Genomic DNA, 21,827 nt, shown 5'->3' with positions numbered 1-21,827 from the left:
GCCACGCGGTGTCGGCCACGTGTCACAAAACTGTTACATTTCTGCTATGGCGCGGGGTAGTGCATCGCGCTCCGCGATGCAATCGGGCCTGTGATCAAGCCGCGTTCCTGCGTTCGAACAGGTCGAGAATCTCACGCAGCCCGGAATCGTCGATCACGGCGCGGGCTTCCGAGACTGGCAGCCATTTGCGTTCCCGCTCAACGGCTTCGGGATAGTCATCGGCCAGTTTGCGGACCTCGATCGGGTAGACATAGGTTGTGCACGGCACGTCCGGCCCGGTCTCCAGGACTTTCACGGTCTGGAAGGTGCCGATTGCCTTGTTTTCGGCCTTGCCGCGCTTCACGCCCGCTTCTTCCCACGCTTCGGTCAAAGCCGTGCCGGCGCCATCCGTGCCTTCCATCGGCCAACCCTTGGGCAGGATCCAGCGGCCGGAACTGCTCTTCACCAACAGCACCTCGGGGCCCGATGCGCCGGTGCGATGGCACAGCGCGGCCACCTGCACCGCGTTCGGGCGTCGAAAGAGCGGCGCAACGTAGTCGCGCAAGTGTGTAAGGCTTTCAAAAGTCATTAAGATGCCTGCCGATTTTCTTTTTATTAGTCGCCTCTTATAAACAAGTTAATAAGAACACGCAAATCAGGGGCCGCCGCCCATGCAGGGCCTGCCAGGGAAATCGACATGACCGACATCGCGACACTTGGCCTCTACGGGCTTGGCACCATGGGCAGCGCGCTGGCGCTCAATATCCTTGAAAAGGGCTTCGGCCTGCATGTCTCGAACCGCAGCGATGACGTGGTCGATGCGTTTCGGGACGAGGCGGAACAGGCCGGGCTTGCCGATGCGCTCAGCCCCCATCATGATCTGGAAGCGATGGTCCGGCAAATGCCAGCCCCCCGTGCGATCATCCTGATGGTGCCGGCCGGTGGACCGGTCGACGCGACCATCGAGCGGCTGATGCCGCTGCTCGACAAGGGCGACACGATCATTGATGCCGGCAACGGCGATTTCAATGATACCCGCCGGCGCACCAGGTCGGTCGAGGCGGCGGGCCTGACCTATATCGGCATGGGCGTGTCCGGCGGCGAAGAGGGCGCGCGAAATGGCCCATCGATCATGGTGGGCGGCACGACGGACGCCTGGACAGCGATCCGCCCCGTGATCGAGGCCATTTCGGCCAAATATGAGGGCCAACCTTGCGCTGCGCATCTCGGACCTGACGGGGCCGGCCATTTCGTCAAGACGGTCCATAACGGCATCGAATATGCCGACATGCAGATGATCGCGGAAATCTACGGCCTTATGCGGTATGGCATGGATCAGCCGCCCGGCGCGATCGGCAGGACATTCGAAACCTGGGATAACGGGTCTCTGAAAAGCTACCTTGTGGAAATCACCGGCAAGGTGCTTCAGGCAGAGGATGCGCCAGGCGTCCCGGCAGTGGACGCGATCCTCGACATGGCTGGCCAGAAAGGGACAGGCCGCTGGACCGTGATCGAAGCGGTGAAGATGGGCCAGTCCGCCACGACGGTCGAGGCGGCCGTCGCCGCGCGCAGCTGGTCGGCCGAAAAACCATTGAGGGAGACCGGCGAGGCCCTTTTCGACAGCGAACCGGACCCGGTCAACCTGACCGAGGCACAGATGGAACAGGCGCTTCTGGCCGGCCGGATCATCGCCTATGCGCAGGGGTTCCGTATCCTTCTGGCCGCCTCCGAGGAATTCGAGTGGTCGCTTGATCCCGCCCGTATCGCCGAAATCTGGCGCGCGGGCTGCATCATCCGCTCGGCCCTGCTCGATGACATCGCCGAGGCCTTTCGCGGGGCGCCACCCCATGATCAGCTGATCTTTGCCCCGGCTTTCAAACCCATGTTGAAAGACAGCCTGACCGCCCTGCGCTCTGTGGTTGCCCGCGCCATGGAAGCCGGCCACCCTGTGCCCGCTCTCGCCGCGGCGCTGGGCTTCCTCGATACGATGACCCGCGCCCGTGGCACCACCGATCTGATCCAGGCCCAGCGCGATTTCTTCGGCATGCACGGGTTCGAACGGGTCGATGGCGGCAAAGATCGCCACGGCCCCTGGTGGCGGTAACCCCAAATCAAGGTTAACGCGCCCCCGACTTCTTTGGGTCGAAAATACCGCGGGGGAGTCGGCCCACCGGGCCGACGGGGGCAGAGCCCCCGGCTATCGCTTCCGCTTGGCGCGCAAGGTTGGATCTGCTTGTGTCGGGTCCTCGGGCCAGGGGTGCTTGGGATAGCGTCCGCGCATGTCCTTGCGCACGTCGGCATAGGAGCTTGCCCAGAATCCCGGCAAATCCATGGTGGTCTGCACCGGCCGTCCGGCGGGCGACAGCAGGGTCACGCGCAGGGGGCGCCCGGCCACTTGCGGGTGGGTGGTCTGGCCGAACATCTCCTGCAGGCGCAGGGAAATCTCGGGTGCCGCGCCGCTGTAGTCGATCGGCACCTTGCGCCCCAACGGCGTTGTGAAGTGACCGGGCACCTCGCTGTCCAATCGGCTGCGCTGGGGCCAATCCAGCATTGCCTGAAGGGCGGGCAGTTTGTCGAATGCTTTCCAGTCGCCGGCACTGCGCACATCCGCAAGGTGCGGAAGAAGCCAATTGTCCAGCCCAGCCAAAAGCGCCGCGTCCGACATGTCCGGCAGGCTGTCGTCCTGCGCGCGCAGCAGCATCACGCGGGTGCGAAAACGCTCGGCGGCGGGCGACAGGTGCAAGCCGAGCTCTCGGATGCCCTCCAGCATGGCGCGGGCCACGGCTTCGGGCGGGGCATCGGGCCATCGGCGGTCATCCAGGACAAGCGCGCCATAGACCTCCTGTCGCCGTGTCTGAACCCGACCGTCGCGGCGGGACCAGCTGCAGCTTTCCTGCCACGCGATCCGGTCTCCATACACCTCGCGCAACTCCGCTTCCGTAAGGGGAAGGGCGGCGCGTATACGGGCTTCGCGCGGGTTGCCATCCGTGTCGGTAACCACCAGCAAGCGCTGACCGGCTAGCGGATCCTCGGTGTCCAGAACGGCGCCCTTGCCGCCCGACAGGACATAGCGCGGCGCATCGCCCGCTCGGCGCATCCCGACACGGTCGGGGTAGGCCAGCGCGGCCATTTGGGCGGGGCTCAGCTGTGTGGCCTGCGCTGCCCCCTTGGCCAGTCGCTTCGCCTCGGCGCGCGCACGGTCGCGGGCAGGAAGATTGACCTCTCCGGGGCCGTCATAGCGCCCCTTGAGGGCAGCCAGCCGCAACGACAGATCCGCCGGCGCGCCGCGCAGGATGTCGCGCTCTGCCAGCAGCGCGGCCAGTGGTGCCGCGTCCTTTCCGGCCACCTGCAGCATATGGGCCAGCCTTGGATGCAGGGGCGTCCGGGCCAGCTCGCGGCCATGGGGGGTGACCCGATCCTCGCTATCCAGCGCGCCGAGGCTTCGCAGCAGGGCCTTCGCCTCGTCCAGCGCGGCCTCTGGCGGCGGGGTCAGAAACGGCAGATCGGCGCTGCCCCAGACCGCCAGTTCCAGTGCCAGCCCGGCCAGGTCAGCGGCCTCGATCTCGGGCGGGGCAAAGGCCGGCAGGGCGCCATCGGCCCCCTTCGTCCAAAGCTTGTAGCACACCCCCTCGGCCACGCGCCCGGCGCGTCCCGCCCGCTGGGTCGCTTCGGCGCGGCTGACCGGCTCTGTCACCAGCCGGGACATGCCAGAGCCGGGATCGAACCGGGCCCGCCGCGCGCGCCCCGCATCCACCACCACGCGGATATCTTCGATTGTCAGCGAGGTTTCGGCGATCGAGGTGGCCAGCACGACCTTGCGACCTGAGACAGTCGGGGCGATGGCTGCGCGCTGCTTGGCAAAGGGCAGGGCGCCGTAGAGCGGTCGCACCTGGCAATCGCCGGGCATGGAGAGCTGCGCTGCCGTCCGCCGGATTTCCCCCTCGCCGGGCAGGAAAACCAGAACGCCGCCCTCTGTCTCGGACGTCGCTTTCTCGATCAGACGCGCCGTTGCGGTTTCCAATCGTATGCCCTTGGCGACCGGTGCATCCAGAAAGCGGGTCTCGACCGGGTAGCTCCGGCCTTCCGAGGTAATGACCGGCGCGTTGTCCATCAGGTCGGCGACCGGGCCCGCGTCCAGCGTCGCCGACATGGCCAGCAGCATCAGGTCCGGGCGCAGCGCCGCGCGCGCTTCCAGCGCCAAGGCCAGGCCCAGATCGGCATTGAGCGAGCGTTCGTGGAATTCATCGAAGATCACAGCGCCGATGCCGGGCAGATCCGGGTCCGACTGGATCATGCGGGTCAGGATGCCCTCGGTCACGACCTCGATCCGTTTGCCGGGAGCATTCGCACCGCGCATCCGGTAGCCGACGGTTTCGCCGGGGCGTTCGCCCAGCCCTTCGGCCAGCCGTTCTGCCGCGGCGCGGGTCGCCAGGCGGCGCGGTTCCAGCATGACGATGCGGCCTTTGGTCAGGCCGGCCTCCAGCATGGCCAGCGGCACGCGGGTGGTCTTGCCCGCACCCGGGGGCGCTTGCAGCACGGCGCGGCCCTCGGCGCGCAGGGCGGCGATCAGCTCGGGCAGGCAATCATCAATGGGCAAGCGTTGCATCGGCCCAGTTGCAGCCCGCCCGCGCGCCGAGGTCAAGGGCTTGCTTGGAAGGAGTGCACCGCCCCCGGCTATGGACAGTGGCGCCATACCGGGCCACAAGATGCGCCATGGAGACGACCGAACTGGCAGAGAAGATCGCCCGCGGCGATCGCCGCGCCCTGGCCCGGGCCATCACCCTGGTGGAAAGTGCGCGACCGGACCACCGCGCCCAGGCCGCCGAGGTGCTCGCGGCGCTGGATCCCTCGCGTCAGGCGCTGCGCATCGGCCTGTCGGGCACGCCGGGGGTCGGCAAATCCACCTTCATCGAAAGCTTCGGCCTGATGCTGACCGGGCAGGGCCTCAAGGTTGCCGTGCTCGCGGTGGATCCGTCCAGCGCGCGATCCGGCGGGTCGATCCTGGGCGACAAGACCCGGATGGAACGGCTGTCGCGCGACCCAAAGGCCTTCATCCGCCCCTCGCCCAGCCAAAGCCAGCTTGGCGGTGTGGCCCGCCGCACCCGCGAGGCCATCGCGCTGTGTGAAGGGGCGGGCTTCGACGTGGTCCTGATCGAAACCGTGGGCGTGGGCCAGTCGGAAACCGCCGTGGCGGAAATGTCGGACCTGTTCCTGTTGTTGCTGGCCCCGGCGGGCGGCGACGAATTGCAGGGCGTGAAACGCGGGATCATGGAAACCTGCGACATGATCCTCGTGAACAAGGCCGATGGTGAGCTGCGCGGACAGGCGATCCGCACCTGTTCGGACTATGCCGGGGCGCTGCGCCTGTTGCGCCGCCGTCCGCAGGACCCCGATGGGTTTCCCAAGGCGCTGACCGTCTCGGCGCTGGAAACGGGCGGAATCGCGGAGGCGTGGGAGCAGATGCAGGCCCTGGTGCGCTGGCGCCGCGACAACGGGATATGGGATCAGCGCCGCGCCGCCCAGGCCATGTTCTGGTTCCGTGAGGAAGTGCGCGCGGGTCTGCTGGCCGCGCTCGAAGAGGACACGGAGATTGCCGGAATGCTGCACGATCTTCAGGACAAGGTCGCCAGCGGCGAGCTTCTGCCGGCCCTGGCCGCCGATCGATTGGTGCAGCGGTTTCGCGGCACGGCCTAGATCGGCGCAGAATCTGGCGCTGGCGGGTTGACTGCACCGCGGAATCCGCCTAATTCCCGCGAACCGAATTCGAGGCCCTGCCCAGCCGCGGGGCCTATGCTGTTTGAACGAGGGGCTCGCCCGTCCGCTGGGCCCTGTCTGGACAAGGAAGAAGAACATGTCGCGTCGTTGCGAATTGACCGGTAAAGGCCCGATGACTGGCAACAATGTCAGCCACGCCAACAACAAGACGAAGCGCCGCTTCCTGCCGAACCTGCAGGACGTGACCCTTCAGTCCGACATTCTGGGCCGGAGCTTCAAGTTCCGCGTGTCCTCGGCAGCCCTGCGCACCGTTGACCATCGCGGCGGCCTGGACCAGTTCATGGCCAAGGCGAAAGACATCGAGCTGTCCGCCGATGCCCTGAAGGTCAAGAAGGATATCCTGAAGGCGCAAGCCTCGGCCTGATCCTGGCCCGATCCATTGCCAAAGCCCGGTCGCGCCGCGTCCGGGCTTTTGTCTTATGCGCGGCGCTTTGTCCGATTCCGGTTGGTTGGCCCAAGGCATAGCTAGGGATTATGACGTCGATCCGATCCTTCTTCACGGTCACCCTCGCTCTGCTGGTCGCCCTGACCTCGCAGCAGCTGGCGGTGGCGCGTGGCCAGCCACATGCGGCGGGCCAGGTCGAGATCTGTTCCGGCGACGGCGTGATAGTTGTGGCCATCGACAAGGATGGCAATCCGGTCGGGCCTGCACATATCTGCCCTGACGTGGCTTTGGCCTTCATGGCGGCGCTGGACCTGCCGCCGCCCGGCGCAATGCAACCTGTCCACATGCAGCGCGTGGGCTATGCAATTGACAGTCATGATGCGGTTTCGCTTGTCCACATCACGACCTTGGCCCGTGGCCCACCCCTGTCGGTCTGAAATACGCCTTTTCAGAATTCAACATAGCGGGGGAACCCGCGACCAGACAGGAGAGCAGACATGACGCTCAGATCCGCAACCCTCGGCCTCACGGCCGCTATCGCCTTTGCCATGCCCGCATGGGCCGATGGCATCACTATCGAAGACCCCTATGCCCGCGCTGCGGGCGCGACCGCCATGGCCGGGGCGGCTTTCATGATCATTCACAATGACAGCGAAACCGACGATCGCCTGATCGCGGCCAGTTCCGATGTCTCGGCCCGGGTCGAACTGCATACCCACATCGCCGATGGCGACGTCATGCGAATGGTCGAAGTCGAGGAAGGCTTCGCCATCCCTGCCGGCGGAATGCACAGCCTCAAGCGCGGTGGGGACCATGTCATGTTCATGGGCATCAACACGCCTTTCGTGCAGGGTGAATCAATCACGGTTACGCTGACCTTTGAACAGGCCGGTGACATCACCCTAGACATCCCTGTCGACAATGAACGCAATGACATGATGATGGGCGAGGGCATGGGCCACGGCGCCGACGATAACTAGGCCGGGTAGAGCCTGACCAGTCGTTCCACGGCCCGGCGCGTCCGGGCCGTTTTTTTCTTTGTCATGCTGACAATATCTCGTCGACCCAGGCCGGGACGACTTCACTTGCGGGGCCGAAGCGTGCCGCGTCGAAGGCGCTGGCCCGGTAGCTGGGTTCCAGGTTGAGTTCCAGTGTCTCGGCCCCGGCCTCGGTCGCCAATTCGACGAATCCGGCGGCCGGATACACGACCCCGCTGGTGCCGATGGCGACGAACAGATCGCTTTCGGCAATGGCGGGCAGGATTTCATCCAGATGATACGGGGTTTCGCCGAACCAGACCACGTCCGGCCGGGCAACGCCGTCACTGCAAGCCGGGCAGCGATCCTGCGGCCGCATCTCTTCGGGGGCGGGCCAGCGGTGGGCGCACCCGGCGCAAAGCGCGACCAGATGCGTGCCGTGCATGTGGATCACCGGATCGGACCCGGCCCGTTCGTGCAGGTCATCGACGTTTTGCGTGACCAGGGTCACGGCATACCTCTTGTCCTTCTGCAATCTGGCCAGCGCATGATGTGCCGGATTCGGTTGAGCGTCCCGCACCGTCCGGCGCCGCATGTTGTAGAAATCATGCACCAGCGCCGGGTTGCGCGCGAACCCTTCGGGCGTGGCGAGATCTTTCAAATCATGGCGCTCCCACAATCCGCCCTTGTCGCGGAACGTGCCGAGTCCGCTTTCGGCGGAGATACCGGCCCCGGTCAGGATCACGATCCGCATCTTCCTCTCCTCTCGCGAGCGTCGCCGGTTTCCAAGACCCGGCAACGGCGTTACCATTTCAACATGAAGTCTATTCTGTTCGTCTGCCTGGGCAATATTTGCCGCTCTCCCGCGGCCGAGGGCGTTGTGCGCGCGCGCCTGCCGGGCCTTGTGCTGGACAGCGCGGGCACCGGGGGCTGGCATGTGGGCGATCCGCCCTATGGGCCGATGCAGGCGGCCGCTAGCATGCGGGGCTATGATCTGTCGCAGCTACGTGCGCGCCAGTTCGGCCCCGCGGATTTCGACGCGTTCGACCTGATCTTTGCCATGGACGCGGCCAACCTGCGCGACATCGAGGCCCAGAGGCCTGCAGGCAACACCACCCCGGTCGAGAATTTCGCGGCGCTGGCCGACGCGCAGGAGGTGCCCGATCCGTATTACACGCGCGATTTCGAGGGCTGCCTGGACCTGATCGAGGCCTGTGCCGACGCGCTTAGCTGCAGGTTCGACGCGCAACGCCAATGAAATCGCGGTAGCGGTCCCAGAATGCGTCATTGGCGGATGTGTCGGATATCTTTACGGCGTGCGCCTCTTCCGGGTCGTTGAAGAACCCGGCGATCCGGTTTTCATCCCGGCTCGACAATTCGCGGTCGGCAACGGCCTGGATGCAGCCGCAAAGCTGGCGATTCGAGGCCTCCCGGTCCGAGGCGCGGCAGGCGCTGTAGATCGGTCCTGTGGCAAAGGCTGCCTGCACCGGCGCGCTGACCACACGTGCGTCGCGGTGGCTGCTGCCGCCGCAAGCCGTCAGCACAAGAGGAAGCGTCAATAGAAAGAATGCCCGCATGTCGATCTCGCCCGAATGACTGCCCGTGCCCGGTTGGCCGGGTCACTGTTTCTTGGGCCTAATTATGTGCCCACGCAGGCAAAAAAGCAATCTTCCAATGTGGATGTGGCGCGTATCCGCTAGGCTGTGACCGAGGACCGGATCACGTGATCGGCGCCGTGCAGAAGTCGCACGAAGGTCACCGGTCGCCCCTCCAGCCAGGTGGCGCGATCCAGGGTCAGTATGGCTGTTCCTTCGGCGACATCCAGCGACCCTGCCGTGTCCGGGTCGGCCGGCAGGGCGCGGATGGCCAATTCGCTGCGCGTAAAGGGCACGTTTTCCAGCAACCATTCATTCGGACTTTTCGTGCTGAAATCAGCCGTGGCCGCGTCGGGCACGCTGGCAGGATCGATCCAGCGGTCTTCAAGCACATGGGGTCGTTCGTCGGCCCTGTGCAGCGCCACCACATGGACGAGGTGTGCCGCGTCCGACCGCTCCATCCCCGCCACCACGTGGGGCGGTGCTGCGTCCAACGCTTTGGACAGCAATTCATAGCCATAGGCCTGCCCCGCGGCTTCGACTTCTTTGCGAATGAGGGGGATGTCCAGCACCGCCCGTCCGGTCGGGTGCAGGGCAACGCGGGTGCCCGAGCGGCGCTTGCGTTCCAGCAGGCCCGCCTCGGCAAGGTCGCGAAGGGCGCGGTTTACAGTGGCCCGTGCACAGCCAAATTCGCGGGCGAGATCCGCCTCGAAGGGGATCGCATCGCCGGGTTTCCAGGCCCGGCTTCGGATGCGGCGCTGAACCTCCGCGCGCACGCCTTGCCAGGTTTTCGTTTCGAGCTTGCTCATACACCCTGTCTAAGCTGTTTCGTTGCCTTGCGGTAGGCCTCGGTCAGCCGGTCACGGTCGATATGGCGACCCTCCCGCACCAGGTGCCGCCCCGCCGACCAGACATCGCGAACGGAGCTGTTATCGCGGGCGAATATGAAGCTGTCGAGCAATGGGTCGCCGTCAAGATCGGCCAGGTCCGGATGGCCCGTGTCGAGCGACAGGATGTCGGCCCATTGGCCGGGTGCGAGGCTGCCCGAGGCCCGACCGGCGGCCCGCGCGCCACCAGTCGCAGCTGCTTCCAGAAGCCGCCGCCCCGTCGAGCGTTCCTCATCGGCCAGTGCGGCGCGGCTGTGATCGCGCAGACGCTGGGAATACTCCAGCTGGCGCAGCTCTTCGGTGAGCGAGATGCGGATGTTGCTGTCCGAGCCGATGGCCAGCCGTCCGCCATGGTCAAGCCAGCGCGCCCCGTCGAAGATCCCGTCACCCAGATTGGCCTCGGTGATCGGGCAAAGCACCGCCTGGGCCCCGGTTCTGGCCAGGGCCTCGGTCTCGCGCGGCTCCATGCGGGTGCAATGGATAAAATTCCAGCGGACGTCTGGCTCGACATTGTCCAGCACCCATTCCACCGGCCGTGCGCCAAGCGCCGCGCGGACTTCGTCGACCTCGGCCTGTTGTTCAGCCAGATGCATGTGGACCGGCCCGCCACGGGCCAAGTCGGCAATGGCGGGCAGGTCATGCGGCGCCACCGCGCGAAGGGAGTGCGGAGCGGTGCCGAAAACCCAGTCCGCCGGCCCGGCCTTGACGGCCTGCCGCGCCTTTTCGCAAAGGGCGGCGAAGCGGTCAAAGTTGTTGCCGAAACGGCGCTGGCCACCTTCCAGCGCGCGGGCGTCGCAGCCTCCGAACTGGTACTGGACGGGCAAGAGCGTCAGCCCGATCCCGGTGTCCCGGGCGGCGGCGGCGATGCGGTGTGCCATCTCGGCGAGATCGTCATAGGGCTGCCCGTCAGGGCCGTGATGCAGGTAGTGGAATTCGGCGATGCAGGCATAGCCGGCCTCGAGCATCTCCATCTGGACGAAACCGGCGATGGCCTGCACCTGGTCGGGGTCCAGCCGGTCGAGAAAGCGATACATCAGCCGCCGCCAGGTCCAGAAACTGTCCTGCCCGCCGGGGCCGCGCGCCTCGGTCAGCCCGGCCATGGCGCGCTGAAAGGCGTGGGAGTGGGCGTTCACAGGGGCCGGGACCAGGCAGGCGTGTGGCTGCGCGCCGGGCGTCCGGCCCGGTGCCAGCGTCGCGATCCGTCCATCGTGCCCGATGGTCAACGTCATGTCCCGACGCCAGCCATCGTGGGTCAGTATCCTCTCGGCCCAGAGCGTTTGCATGACATTTCCTGCATTGACTCGAAAATATGTGCAGACATAATTGCGGAACAGAAAGAGCAAGACAAGTGCGGATTCGAGAATGCTGCTGACGAATATCCAGGTCGCGACGATGGAGGGCGAAGGCTGCGGCTTGATCCCGGATGGCGTGATCGCGCTGAGGGGCGGGCGCATCGGCTGGGTCGGCCCGCACACCGATTTGCCCGACGACATGGCGGGGCAGGACAGCCGCGATCTTGGCGGGCGGCTGGTCACGCCGGGGCTGATCGACTGCCACACCCACCTTGTTCATGGCGGGGACCGGGCCCGCGAATTCGAGATGCGCCTGGAAGGCGCCAGCTACGAGGACATCGCTCTCGCCGGGGGCGGGATCCTGTCAACTGTGCGCGATACCCGTGCAGCCAGTGTCGAGGATCTGGTCGCGGCGGCCCTGCCGCGCCTTGATGCGCTGTTGGCCGAGGGCGTTTGCACGGTCGAGATCAAGTCCGGCTACGGTCTGGACATCGAGACCGAGCTCGACATGCTGCGTGCCGCCCGTGCGCTGGAACGGCACCGCAAGGTTCGCGTCGTGACCTCCTTTCTCGGGGCCCATGCCGTCCCGCCGGACTATGACGGGCGGGCCGATGACTATCTCGAAGAGGTGTGCCTGCCGGCCCTGCGCGCCGCCCATCGCGAGGGCCTCGTCGACGCGGTGGACGGCTTCTGCGAGGGCATCGCCTTTACCCCGGCCCAGATCGAACGGGTCTTTGAGGCCGCGCAGGCGCTGGGCCTGCCGGTCAAGCTGCATGCCGAGCAACTGTCGCATCTTGGCGGTACGGCCCTCGCGGCGCGTCACGGCGCGCTGTCGGCCGATCACGTGGAATACGCCACCGCGGACGACGCCCGCGCGCTGGCCCGGTCGGGTAGCGTCGCGACACTATTGCCTGGCGCCTTCTACACCTTGCACGAGTCGCAGCTGCCCCCGGTCGCGGCCTTCCGCCGTCACGGGGTGCCCATGGCGCTGGCCACCGATGCCAATCCGGGTTCGTCGCCGCTGTTCTCCTTGTTGCTGGCCATGAATATGGGCTGCACCCTGTTCCGCCTGACCCCGCAAGAGGCCCTTTCGGGGACCACGCGCCACGCCGCCCGGGCGCTGGGGCTGGCGGATGCTGGCCGGATCGCGCCGGGGATGCGCGCCGACCTTGCGGTCTGGGACGTGGGCCACCCGGCAGAGCTGTCCTATCGCATCGGGTTCAATCCGCTGCATCAGCGCTGGTTCAACGGAGAAATCGCATGATCCTTGTTCCCGGTCAGGCGACCTTGTCGCAACTGGAAACCATCTGGCGCGATGGCGCAGCGGCCCGGTTGGACCCCGCTTCGGCCCCGGTGATATCTGCTGCGCGTGACCAGGTGGCGCAGGCCGCGGCGGGCGAAGATGCGATCTATGGCGTTAATACCGGTTTCGGCAAGCTCGCCTCGGTCAAAATCGCCGCGTCTGATACGGGCCAGTTGCAGCGCAATCTGGTGCTCAGCCACAGCTGCGGGGTGGGCGAGCCGCTGGACCCCGCCACGACCCGGCTGATGCTGGTGCTGAAACTGCTGTCGCTGGGGCGGGGCGCCTCTGGCGTCGCGCCGGAAACCGTTGCCTTGATCGAGGCGATGCTGGACAGGGGCGTGACCCCGGTGATCCCGTCGCAAGGGTCGGTCGGGGCCTCGGGCGATCTGGCACCGCTGGCCCACATGGCGGCGGTCATGATCGGTGAGGGCGAGGCGGTCTTCGAGGGCCGGACCTTGCAGGGCGCTGCGGCGTTGAACGCGGCCGGCCTGACCCCGGTTGCACTGGGCCCCAAAGAGGGGCTCGCACTGATCAATGGCACGCAGTTTTCCACCGCCTGTGCGCTGGCGGGGCTTTTCCGGGCCTGCGACGCACTGCGGGCGGCTGTCGTTGTCTCGGCCCTGTCCACCGATGCGATCATGGGGTCGACCGCGCCGCTGGCCGAGGAAATCCACGCCTTGCGCGGCCAGCCGGGGCAGATCGAGGTTGCCCGCGCCATGCGGGGCCTGCTGGCCGGGTCCGAAATCCGCGAAAGCCATCGCGAGGATGACGCCCGCGTGCAGGATCCCTATTGCATCCGCTGCCAGCCGCAAGTCACGGGCGCCGCGCTCGACCTGCTGCGTTTCGCCGCCCGCACACTGGAGATCGAGGCCAATGCTGTCACCGACAACCCGCTGGTCCTGACCGGGGCGGGGCGTATCGTCTCGGGCGGAAATTTTCACGCCGAGCCGGTCGCCTTCGCCGCCGACCAGATCGCGCTGGCGCTGTCCGAGATCGGCGCGATTTCCCAGCGTCGCGTCGCCCTGATGGTGGACCCGACGCTCAGCTTCGACCTGCCGCCCTTCCTGACACCCGAACCGGGGCTGAATTCCGGCCTGATGATCGCCGAGGTCACGAGCGCGGCATTGATGAGCGAGAACAAGCACCTGGCCAATCCCTGTTCTACCGACAGCACCCCCACTTCGGCCAACCAGGAGGACCATGTCAGCATGGCGGCCCATGGCGCGCGGCGTCTGATGCGCATGGTCGGCAATCTTGACCGCATCATCGGGATCGAGGCCATGTGCGCCGCGCAGGGCGTGGAATTCCGCGCGCCATTGCGCACAAGCGTCCCCCTTCAGGGCGTTCTGACCCGTTTGCGGGCCCAGGTGCCGGCCGTGGCGCAGGACCGCTACCTTGCCCCCGATATCGAGGCCGCGGCTGCCCTGGTGGCTGATCGCGGACTGACCAAGGGGCTGGACCTGCCGGAGCTGTGTCCATGACCCCGGTGACCGTCACGCAAGGCAACGGTCCGGTTGTTCTGGGCATCCCTCATGCTGGCACCTGGCTCCCAGAAGATGTGGCGGCGGGGCTGAATGGCCGGGGCCAGGCGCTGGCCGATACCGACTGGCACGTCGATCGGCTCTACGCGGGGCTTCTGCCGGGGGCGACGACCGTGCGGGCGTGCTTTCATCGCTACGTGGTGGACGCCAATCGCGACCCGTCGGGGGCCAGCCTCTATCCCGGGCAGAACACGACCGGCCTTGTGCCGCTGACCGATTTCGATGGCGTGCCGATCTGGCACGAGCCCCCCGATGCCGCGCAGATCGAACATCGCCGCGCAACCTGGCACTTCGCCTATCACGCTGCGCTGGCGGAAGAAATCGACCGGGTGCGGGCATTGCACGGGGTGGCGATCCTCTATGATTGCCACTCGATCCGCTCGCATATTCCGCACCTTTTCGAGGGCCGCTTGCCGGATTTCAACATAGGCACCAATGTTGGCCGATCTTGCGCCCCGGGAATCGAAGCGGTGGTTGCGAAAATCTGCGCTGGCGCCGAGGGCCATTCGACGGTGACCAACGGCCGCTTCAAGGGTGGCTGGACAACGCGCCATTACGGCCGCCCGGACACCGGCATTCACGCGATCCAGATGGAACTGGCCCAGTCCACCTACCTGGCCGACGAGGCAGACCCCTGGACCTACGACGAGGACAAGGCCGCCCGGCTGCGTCCGGTCCTGCAAACCATCCTTGAAACCCTGGCCGACATGGCCCCGCGTCTGAAAGGCTGACCCATGAGCGATCCCCGACACAACCTGCGTGACATCTACCCGCCCACCGGCCCCGAGATCAGCACCAAGAGCTGGCTGACCGAGGCGCCGCTGCGGATGCTGATGAACAACCTGCACCCGGACGTGGCCGAAAATCCGCACGAACTCGTCGTTTATGGCGGGATCGGCCGCGCCGCCCGCACCTGGGAGGATTTCGACCGCATCGTCGAGACGCTGAAACGCCTGGAGGAGGACCAGACCCTTCTGGTGCAATCGGGCAAGCCCGTGGGGGTGTTCCGCACCCACGCCGACGCCCCGCGCGTTCTGATCGCCAATTCCAACCTGGTGCCGCACTGGGCCACCTGGGAGCATTTCAACGCGCTCGATCGCAAGGGGCTGATGATGTATGGCCAGATGACTGCCGGGTCCTGGATCTATATCGGGACCCAGGGTATCGTGCAGGGCACCTATGAAACCTTCGCCGAGGCCGGGCGCCAGCACTATGGCGGCGACCTTTCGGGACGCTGGGTGCTGACCGCCGGGCTGGGCGGCATGGGCGGGGCACAGCCCCTGGCCGCGGTGTTCGCCGGGGCCTGCTGCCTGGCGGTCGAATGCGACGAAAGCCGCATCGATTTCCGCCTGCGCACCCGCTACCTGGACGAAAAGGCCACCAGCCTGGACGAGGCGCTGGAGATGATCGACCGCTGGACCAAGGCGGGCGAGGCGAAATCCGTCGGCCTTCTGGGGAACGCCGCCGAGATCGTGCCGGAAATACAGGCGCGTGGCATACGCCCCGATATCGTCACCGACCAGACCAGCGCCCATGACCCGGTGAACGGCTACCTGCCGCTGGGCTGGACCATGGCGCAGTGGAAGGACAGGCGCGAAAGCGATCCGGCGGCGGTGGAACAGGCCGCGCGCGCCAGCATGAAGGCCCACGTGGGCGCCATGGTCGCCTTTCACGAGGCCGGGGTGCCGACGGTCGATTACGGCAACAACATCCGCCAGGTCGCGCTGGAGGAGGGGCTTCAAAACGCCTTCGCCTTCCCGGGGTTCGTGCCGGCCTATATTCGCCCTCTGTTTTGCCGCGGGGTGGGTCCGTTCCGGTGGTGCGCCCTGTCGGGCGACCCCGAAGATATCCGCAAGACCGACGCGAAGATGAAAGAGCTCTTCCCCGACCACGCCGATCTGCACCGCTGGCTGGACATGGCGGGGGAGAGAATTGCCTTTCAGGGCTTGCCCGCCCGGATCTGCTGGATCGGACTGGGCGAGCGCCACAAGGCCGGGCTGGCCTTCAACGAGATGGTCCGCACCGGTGAACTGTCCGCCCCGGTGGTCATTGGACGTGACCACCTGGACAGCGGCTCGGTCGCCAGCCCCAACCGCGAAACCGAAGCCATGGCCGACGGGTCCGACGCGGTATCGGACTGGCCATTGCTGAACGCGCTGCTCAACACCGCGAGCGGTGCGACCTGGGTCAGCCTGCACCACGGTGGCGGCGTCGGTATGGGCTTTTCCCAGCATTCGGGCATGGTGATCTGCTGCGACGGCAGCCAAGAGGCCGATAAGCGGCTGGAACGGGTGCTCTGGAACGACCCGGCCACGGGGGTCATGCGCCACGCCGATGCGGGTTACGACATCGCCCGGGACTGCGCCAGGGAACATGCCCTTGATCTGCCCGGGATCGGGTGAGGTCTATCCGGAAAGATATGGAGGCGAGTACCGGACTCGTTGATTAAAGTATAAGCTATTGTTTTACAATATTAATTAGTTTTTGTTAGTGCCCAATGATGTGCACTAGTTAGTGCCCACTTTTTGAATATTTTTGTTTTTCGTCCCTTTTGAGGTGGAGGTTAATCGGCGTATGATTTCTCCATGACCCGACTCGCTAGTGTCAAATTGATTGAATGTACGGGGTGGATGGTGAGCGGGTCGCGATAAATCGCTTGGGGACAAATCCATTCGAAATATAACTTGGGACAGCAAGTCTATAGACCCGCTCACCTGTCGGGATTATCTCGTCGATAATGAGCAAACCAACGAGTAAGACCCAAGGGAATGACTACATGCGTGAGCTGTCTGGTCATTGATGAAAATCAACGCAGAGTAAACCGTCAGCATATGCTTATTTGTCAGTTCAAAAGCTGCATTGCCACGTAATAATTTGGAATCACACCAACGATCGTAACGAGTAAAAGTTTCGAAAGTTTAACGGATTTAGCAAGCCATCCATTTTTTGTGATCGCCGGCTCAAATGTGTAGGCTGCAGCCATAACAGCGTACCCACCAGCGAGCTTACGGCGCTTCTCCATCTCAAGTTCGGTCATAGCACGCTCAAAAACTTGCTGCTGACGCAACGCCTCAGCCTGTCTGCGATCGCAAATTGGTTGTCCGTCCAAAGAAATTCTCCCCTAAACCTAATGCGACGTTTGTCGGTAACCTAGGGACATGTAGGACAGTCGACCAAAAAGTCAGTAAGTGAATGGAAAGGTGAGCGTAGACGCTCAATGCAAATAGACGGTTATATCCAGTGACCAGACTCTTCAGCATCTCCAACAACCACCTTGCACTACAGTGCGAACCGTGTGGACTTAACTCTATGGTTGCAGTGCAGCACTTGATTGCTAGTCTGGGCAAATAAACGACATTCAATATCAAGGTTATCAATGGCAAAATGCCCCTCATGCGGAAAGAAACTTGGCCTCTTTGATGATTACGAGGGCGGTGTCTGCAAAGCCTGTTATCACGCCGCTGCTGAAGAAAAGGCGCAACATGTTTATGCTGAGCAAAATCAAAGGGATGCTGACATAGATGCAGTCACTCTGACCACTGAAACCTACCCAGAAGGGCTGAAGATTACCAAACGGATTGAGGTGGTCACGGCTGAGTGTGCCTTTGGGATGAACATATTCAAAGACCTGTTTGCCGGAGTCAGAGATATTGTTGGTGGGCGCTCTGAGGCTGTCCAGAAAACGCTAAGGGATAGCAGGCGGGTTGCCCTATACGAACTGAAAAGGGAAGCCTACGAGGTCGGTGCAAACGCTGTGGTGGGCGTTGACTTGGACTACGTGGAATTGGTCGCTGCTGGTAATATGGTTTTGCTTGTTGCTAGTGGTACAGCTGTAAGGATTGAAGAATGAAGCTGAAACCATCTGTTACTATCGCGGCTCTTAACTTGCTGGCATTAGGGGGCTGTGCAGCGGAACACGGAACTAAGCAGCTCGTTGTGGTTGAGGGCGTTGAACATGCGGTCAAATCAATCCGAGAATCCGAAAACAGCTTTGTAGCACACGAAGTTGATCTTGCCGGGGGCGTAATCGACCCCAATGACTACCGCCAAAATGTCGTGGCTATCGAGATGGCGACAGGTTGTGTTGTTGATACACGTACAATCGTAAACAGCGGATTGCAGACTATGGCGCTTGTTGTATGTGATTAGGGCAGGGCAACGAAAGTTAAGAAAGTCGAAAGTAAATCTTTTTGCCCGAGTTTAGGCTGGCTTACCGGCTGGGCGCAATCTATAGCGGTACAATTCCTTGGGGCCCCGCGTTTAGGTAGAGCCCCTCAAAGGTTAATCTGACCGAGTTCCAGAGACCAACTGCGCTATCCGCTTACGCGTTTAATCTGTCCAACGCCTTGTAGACTGCCGACCGAGTGCAACCCAACTCACGCGCGATATGAGTGGCCCCTAGGCCCTGTTCCTTCAGTTCAATCAGCTTGTCGGTATCAATGCTGGTGGGTCTACCCTTATACTTGCCTTCAGCCTTTGCCTTGTCGATACCGGCGCGTTGGCGTTCCTTGATAAACGACAGTTCCATTTCAGAGACCATCGACAGCACAGTGAGGATAAGACGGCCCTCAGGCTTGCTAGTGTCAATGCTACGGTCGAGAACGCGAAGGAATGCGCCCTTCTGGTCCAATTCATGAACGATATTGAGTACATCACGGGTAGAGCGTCCGAGCCTATCCAGCTTGTAGACCACCAGTGTGTCGCCCTCAGTGATGAAGTCTAGCAGGTTGCGAAGTTCGTCCCTGCCATCAACTGAGGCACCTGAGACCTTCTCCATCCTGATAACACTACAGCCAGCTTCCTTCAGTTTCTGTTCTTGCACATCTGTAGACTGGGAAAGTGAACTGACGCGGGCATATCCATAAACAGCCATGACTGTATCCTATGATTCTTAGACTAGGTACACATTACTGTAGAATAACCCTGAATCCAACCCTAATTCTACGCTATTTTAGACGATATTGCCTGTGTCCTGAGGGTATACCCAAATTCTACGGTGACGTCTTCAATGAAGGTAAGCATTATTTGAGACGCCAAAGGGGTTAAAAGCAGGTAACCACAATAGAAATTCAGGGGCTTCGTCCATTCATGGGGGTAACCTACCCAAAGTCCTGCAAGCGAAATTTTCCCACTAAACAAAAAGGAAAAAGAAGGTCTTTAAGGTGTGCCTATGACGGAATAGCGATAAGTCGCCACTACCCCCTAGAGTAGGAATACTGAACCAGAACGCGGTGAAAGCCCTAAGTAACTGTTTTTATTACATAAAGCATAATGGGCGTTTTGCTATGACGGGAAAGCGCGAGAACGACAGATAAGTCGTTGGAAACTAGCAATTTAAAAATCATTTAAACCATTGAAAACAATAGGGATTACTGGCCTGTAGCGCGAATTTTCTTGACAAGACGTCAGCTTTCAAGGTAGAGACAGCTCCCGTGGTTGGAAATGCAGGCGGCATATTGGACCGCTGCTACGGCCAAACCCATTTCAAAATCGGCACAGGCGGCTTCGCCTAAGCCACAACCACAATCAACAGCGCAGAGCGTTTTCCCTTTGACAGAGCGTCAGAGGCTACAGCCCCAAGGGGCTTTTTTGCGTTGTATTTCAGCAAAAGGAATATCCGATGCCAGATGGCAATCCACAGATCATCCAAAACCAAGATCAAGAACTTGAACGCCCTGAGCCAAAGCATTTCACGCGCTTCAATTGTGAACCTGCTGACAGGCTTACAGCAGAGGCTGTAGAAGCCTTCAGGATTGAACATGGCATCAGGAGCGGCAAGGGGCAGACACGCGCCCTCTGTGGCTTCTTGATGACGTGCAAGGCGCTTGAGAAACGCACAGAACAAACATTCACTTGGCCTAGCAGCAAGACGGTTTTGACCAACTATGAGGCCAACCAACGGGTTCGCAACACACTTATGGGTCTATATTTCCATCAGGAAGGCCCAACAGGTTGTAACTGGACAAAGAAGGCTACCGTCTATCGGCTCGACGTAATGCCAGACACCTGCGGGCTACGCTTTCAAGAAACTAACCCTAGAAACCTAGTGGAAGTGAGAGACTTTAAGTCGGGGCAAGGGGGCCTGTTCTTCTATGAGCCGACCGGGGAAATACTTAAAGAGCAAACATGCCTTCACGAATTTGGTGAGCAGAAATTCAGGGGTGAGCTTCAGAGGATGCAAGACCTAAACGAATACCTTTCCAAGAACCCCCTGACCTTGAACGGTGATATTTACCGGTACCTTGTCCGCAAGTTCAACAATCGGAGTCTGAGCCATGGGGGTAGGCTTTATGGGGGGTATTCAGCCCAAGAAAAGTGCTATCGGGCTTCGGCAACTATTGCAGGCGAACCAATAGTGCAGCTGGACGTCAAGGCTTCTTTCCTCTTCATCCGTGCTGCACTTGGCAATGTCAATCTGGGGGAAGGCAGCGGCGATCCTTATGGGCAACTACCGTTCGTTGTGGATGAGCACAGCCGCAAGTTCGCCAAGGCCCTGCTGTCTGCCATGATCTCAAGCGGTGGCACTAAACAAAACATGCCGCCCAAAATCCGTAATAAGTTTCCGGAGATCGTGACCAAGTCCACAACGATGAGAACTTTTCAGGAACCTATTTTGCAGATATTCCCCTTTTTGGAAAAGGAAGTTGACGGGCTGCATGTGATGTATCGGGAATCTGAAGCCATTCTAAAGGTGCTCGAACTTGGTATGGAATGGAGCATCCCTGCATGGCCACTGCATGATTGTATTTTCGTTCGTAAGCGTGATCTGCACATAGGGGTAGAGATGATCAAGACAGGATTTGAGGAAGAAATTGGATTTAGGCCGACTATCAGTGTCAATCCTTTAGATGGATCACCAGAGTATGATATATAAACCCCTATAAATAATATATAAATACATAAGGAAGGTACATGGGTGGAGAAACTAGAAGGTAGTAAGAGTCCTACTTTTGTTCTCCACCTGTTCTTGTGCCAATGTTGCTTGTGTAGTTTTATAGAGTAACCTTCGAAAGCCTGTATCCCCCACTACCCTTTTTGTTGCCAGAACTGGTAAATACCCAGAATAGCATCAGGAATCTGTTCAGCAGACTCAGCTAAAGCCTGATCTAGTTCCTCTTGTGGTATGCCCAATACTGAGTTTCCGTTGTCGTCCAGCAGGTGCGCCATAATCGGTGTGATAAGATGGCCATGTGAACCGCTTTCAGTCAATCGCAGCCATTCCTTGGGGCGTAGGGCGACAGCATCCATAAAGCCCTCACACCAATCCATCGCAATCACATGACCTTCGGCTGCCTGCCAAAAAATAGGTTCGGCCAAAGGTGGCTCAGATGTGAGGTTGTTGCAAATGGTGGCGTATTGGCCGGTAAGGGTGGATAAGACTTTAGCCGGGACAGCTTTGAGAGTTCCGCCCATCGCGGTTGCTATCCATTCATTTGGCGGCACCAAAATGGGAGAGCAGGCAATACCGAACATGAACCCGTCGAGGTCCGATAGCATAAAGCAACCCTCGGGGCTGTCGTCTGACATCAGGTAGTTGTCGAGTTCTTCAAGGTTCAGCATAGGGGCTGGATTCTACTGTTTCGGTGGGTCAAAGTGGCCATATGCCTAATGCAATGACCAATGACCAACTACAAGACTTCATCCAGAACAAGATGCGCATGTCGGCCGTTTACCAGCCTGCAATGATCAAGGCGTTATTGGCGCGTGGGGGTGAAGCAACTGTTGAAGAAATTGCACAAGAGCTGCTGTCATATGATCAGTCTCAAGTCGAGTATTATGCGATCAGAACCAAGAATATGGTTGGCAAGGTGCTGTCACAGAATGGGGTGGTAACGCCTGTAATGAATGGAAGGGCCATTGTCGGCTACAGGTTGAACATTGAGGCCCTCACAGACGGCCAGAGAGACGCGCTGGGCGACCTTTGCGACCATAGGTTAAACGCATTCATTCAAAAGCGGGGCGATGGGAGTTATGCCCGAAAGTTGGTGATGGCCTGAAGTAGGCGGCATATCATGGCGGTGTTGAAAGACGCCGTCGATCTCACAGAGAAAGGATATGCCACCATGGCCAAATCTACCGTTGTCCCGTTCGAA

Annotated in this window: 23 protein-coding genes; 14 read left to right on the top strand and 9 right to left on the bottom strand. The window is 61.8% G+C overall.

Annotated features, from left to right (window positions below):
• Positions 1–94: 94 nt before the first annotated feature.
• Positions 95–544, bottom strand: a complete 450-nt coding sequence (locus DFK10_RS03600) for an NUDIX hydrolase (RefSeq protein WP_235866756.1) — start codon at positions 542–544, stop codon at positions 95–97.
• A gap of 132 nt (positions 545–676) precedes the next feature.
• Here DFK10_RS03600 and gndA point away from each other — a divergent pair, with 132 nt between their 5' ends.
• Complete coding sequence (gndA, locus tag DFK10_RS03595) at positions 677–2,083, top strand: NADP-dependent phosphogluconate dehydrogenase (RefSeq protein ID WP_109386695.1); 1,407 nt, start codon at positions 677–679, stop codon at positions 2,081–2,083.
• Positions 2,084–2,176: 93 nt separating this feature from the next.
• Here the strand turns inward: gndA and hrpB are convergent, their stop codons facing one another.
• Positions 2,177–4,585 carry an ATP-dependent helicase HrpB gene (hrpB, locus tag DFK10_RS03590; RefSeq protein WP_109386693.1) on the bottom strand — a complete coding sequence of 803 codons (2,409 nt, stop codon included), beginning with the start codon at positions 4,583–4,585 and terminating at the stop codon, positions 2,177–2,179.
• A gap of 107 nt (positions 4,586–4,692) precedes the next feature.
• Here hrpB and meaB point away from each other — a divergent pair, with 107 nt between their 5' ends.
• The 4 genes from meaB to DFK10_RS03570 all read left to right on the top strand — a co-directional run bounded on the left by meaB (position 4,693) and on the right by DFK10_RS03570 (position 7,119).
• On the top strand, positions 4,693–5,673 hold the full coding sequence (gene meaB, locus DFK10_RS03585; RefSeq protein WP_109386691.1) for a methylmalonyl Co-A mutase-associated GTPase MeaB: 981 nt from the start codon (positions 4,693–4,695) through the stop codon (positions 5,671–5,673).
• A 157-nt stretch (positions 5,674–5,830) separates the two neighbouring features.
• Positions 5,831–6,118 carry a 50S ribosomal protein L28 gene (gene rpmB / locus DFK10_RS03580; protein WP_109386689.1) on the top strand — a complete coding sequence of 96 codons (288 nt, stop codon included), beginning with the start codon at positions 5,831–5,833 and terminating at the stop codon, positions 6,116–6,118.
• A gap of 110 nt (positions 6,119–6,228) precedes the next feature.
• A complete protein-coding gene (locus DFK10_RS03575; RefSeq protein ID WP_109386687.1) occupies positions 6,229–6,576 on the top strand; it encodes a hypothetical protein in 348 nt (115 codons plus the stop codon).
• A gap of 60 nt (positions 6,577–6,636) precedes the next feature.
• On the top strand, positions 6,637–7,119 hold the full coding sequence (locus DFK10_RS03570; protein ID WP_109386685.1) for a copper chaperone PCu(A)C: 483 nt from the start codon (positions 6,637–6,639) through the stop codon (positions 7,117–7,119).
• 61 nt (positions 7,120–7,180) lie between these two features.
• Here DFK10_RS03570 and DFK10_RS03565 read toward each other — a convergent pair whose 3' ends face one another.
• Entirely contained in the window at positions 7,181–7,870 is a 690-nt protein-coding gene (locus DFK10_RS03565) for an NAD-dependent deacylase (protein ID WP_109386683.1), read from the bottom strand.
• Positions 7,871–7,933: 63 nt separating this feature from the next.
• Between DFK10_RS03565 and DFK10_RS03560 the strand changes: the two genes are divergently transcribed.
• The gene (locus tag DFK10_RS03560) at positions 7,934–8,374 is read left to right on the top strand and encodes a low molecular weight protein-tyrosine-phosphatase (RefSeq protein ID WP_109386681.1); all 441 of its coding nucleotides are present in this window, start codon (positions 7,934–7,936) and stop codon (positions 8,372–8,374) included.
• Here DFK10_RS03560 and DFK10_RS03555 read toward each other — a convergent pair.
• The 3 genes from DFK10_RS03555 to DFK10_RS03545 form a co-directional block, all read right to left on the bottom strand.
• Positions 8,343–8,675 (bottom strand): hypothetical protein, encoded by a 333-nt coding sequence (locus tag DFK10_RS03555; RefSeq protein WP_235866755.1) that lies wholly within the window; start codon positions 8,673–8,675, stop codon positions 8,343–8,345. The genes DFK10_RS03560 and DFK10_RS03555 overlap by 32 nt on opposite strands.
• Positions 8,676–8,812: 137 nt before the next feature.
• Positions 8,813–9,520 carry a UTRA domain-containing protein gene (locus tag DFK10_RS03550; RefSeq protein WP_109386677.1) on the bottom strand — a complete coding sequence of 236 codons (708 nt, stop codon included), beginning with the start codon at positions 9,518–9,520 and terminating at the stop codon, positions 8,813–8,815.
• On the bottom strand, positions 9,517–10,881 hold the full coding sequence (locus tag DFK10_RS03545; protein WP_109386674.1) for a formimidoylglutamate deiminase: 1,365 nt from the start codon (positions 10,879–10,881) through the stop codon (positions 9,517–9,519). Before DFK10_RS03545 ends, DFK10_RS03550 begins: the two co-directional genes overlap by 4 nt.
• A 79-nt stretch (positions 10,882–10,960) precedes the next feature.
• Between DFK10_RS03545 and hutI the strand changes: the two genes are divergently transcribed.
• From hutI to hutU, 4 genes are read left to right on the top strand one after another with little or no spacing between them, the layout of a single operon-like run.
• The gene (gene hutI, locus DFK10_RS03540) at positions 10,961–12,154 is read left to right on the top strand and encodes an imidazolonepropionase (RefSeq protein ID WP_109386672.1); all 1,194 of its coding nucleotides are present in this window, start codon (positions 10,961–10,963) and stop codon (positions 12,152–12,154) included.
• Positions 12,151–13,674 carry a histidine ammonia-lyase gene (gene hutH / locus DFK10_RS03535; RefSeq protein ID WP_109386670.1) on the top strand — a complete coding sequence of 508 codons (1,524 nt, stop codon included), beginning with the start codon at positions 12,151–12,153 and terminating at the stop codon, positions 13,672–13,674. The genes hutI and hutH overlap by 4 nt, the downstream gene beginning before the upstream one ends.
• Complete coding sequence (hutG, locus tag DFK10_RS03530) at positions 13,671–14,465, top strand: N-formylglutamate deformylase (protein WP_109386668.1); 795 nt, start codon at positions 13,671–13,673, stop codon at positions 14,463–14,465. The genes hutH and hutG overlap by 4 nt, the downstream gene beginning before the upstream one ends.
• Positions 14,466–14,468: 3 nt before the next feature.
• The gene (gene hutU, locus DFK10_RS03525; RefSeq protein ID WP_109386666.1) at positions 14,469–16,136 is read left to right on the top strand and encodes a urocanate hydratase; all 1,668 of its coding nucleotides are present in this window, start codon (positions 14,469–14,471) and stop codon (positions 16,134–16,136) included.
• Positions 16,137–16,576: 440 nt separating this feature from the next.
• On the opposite strand, the gene DFK10_RS03520 is transcribed toward hutU, so the two are convergent.
• On the bottom strand, positions 16,577–16,843 hold the full coding sequence (locus DFK10_RS03520; protein ID WP_146193221.1) for a hypothetical protein: 267 nt from the start codon (positions 16,841–16,843) through the stop codon (positions 16,577–16,579).
• Positions 16,844–17,110: 267 nt separating this feature from the next.
• On the opposite strand from DFK10_RS03520, the gene DFK10_RS03515 reads away from it, so the two are divergent.
• Positions 17,111–17,584, top strand: a complete 474-nt coding sequence (locus tag DFK10_RS03515) for a YbjQ family protein (RefSeq protein WP_217810049.1) — start codon at positions 17,111–17,113, stop codon at positions 17,582–17,584.
• On the top strand, positions 17,581–17,883 hold the full coding sequence (locus tag DFK10_RS03510) for a hypothetical protein (protein ID WP_109386662.1): 303 nt from the start codon (positions 17,581–17,583) through the stop codon (positions 17,881–17,883). The genes DFK10_RS03515 and DFK10_RS03510 overlap by 4 nt, the downstream gene beginning before the upstream one ends.
• Before the next feature lie 172 nt (positions 17,884–18,055).
• Here DFK10_RS03510 and DFK10_RS03505 read toward each other — a convergent pair whose 3' ends face one another.
• Entirely contained in the window at positions 18,056–18,607 is a 552-nt protein-coding gene (locus DFK10_RS03505; RefSeq protein ID WP_109386660.1) for a recombinase family protein, read from the bottom strand.
• 747 nt (positions 18,608–19,354) lie between these two features.
• On the opposite strand from DFK10_RS03505, the gene DFK10_RS03495 reads away from it, so the two are divergent.
• Positions 19,355–20,608, top strand: a complete 1,254-nt coding sequence (locus DFK10_RS03495) for a hypothetical protein (protein WP_146193220.1) — start codon at positions 19,355–19,357, stop codon at positions 20,606–20,608.
• 152 nt (positions 20,609–20,760) lie between these two features.
• Here the strand turns inward: DFK10_RS03495 and DFK10_RS03490 are convergent, their stop codons facing one another.
• Entirely contained in the window at positions 20,761–21,294 is a 534-nt protein-coding gene (locus tag DFK10_RS03490) for a YecA/YgfB family protein (protein WP_109386654.1), read from the bottom strand.
• A gap of 53 nt (positions 21,295–21,347) precedes the next feature.
• Between DFK10_RS03490 and DFK10_RS03485 the strand changes: the two genes are divergently transcribed.
• A complete protein-coding gene (locus tag DFK10_RS03485; protein ID WP_109386652.1) occupies positions 21,348–21,731 on the top strand; it encodes a hypothetical protein in 384 nt (127 codons plus the stop codon).
• Positions 21,732–21,827: the final 96 nt, after the last annotated feature.

The organism is Salibaculum griseiflavum, from assembly GCF_003129565.1.
GTDB classification, from domain to species: domain Bacteria; phylum Pseudomonadota; class Alphaproteobacteria; order Rhodobacterales; family Rhodobacteraceae; genus Salibaculum; species Salibaculum griseiflavum.
Note: the sequence above shows the minus strand (reverse complement) of the source record. Positions and strands in the feature narration are given on the sequence as shown.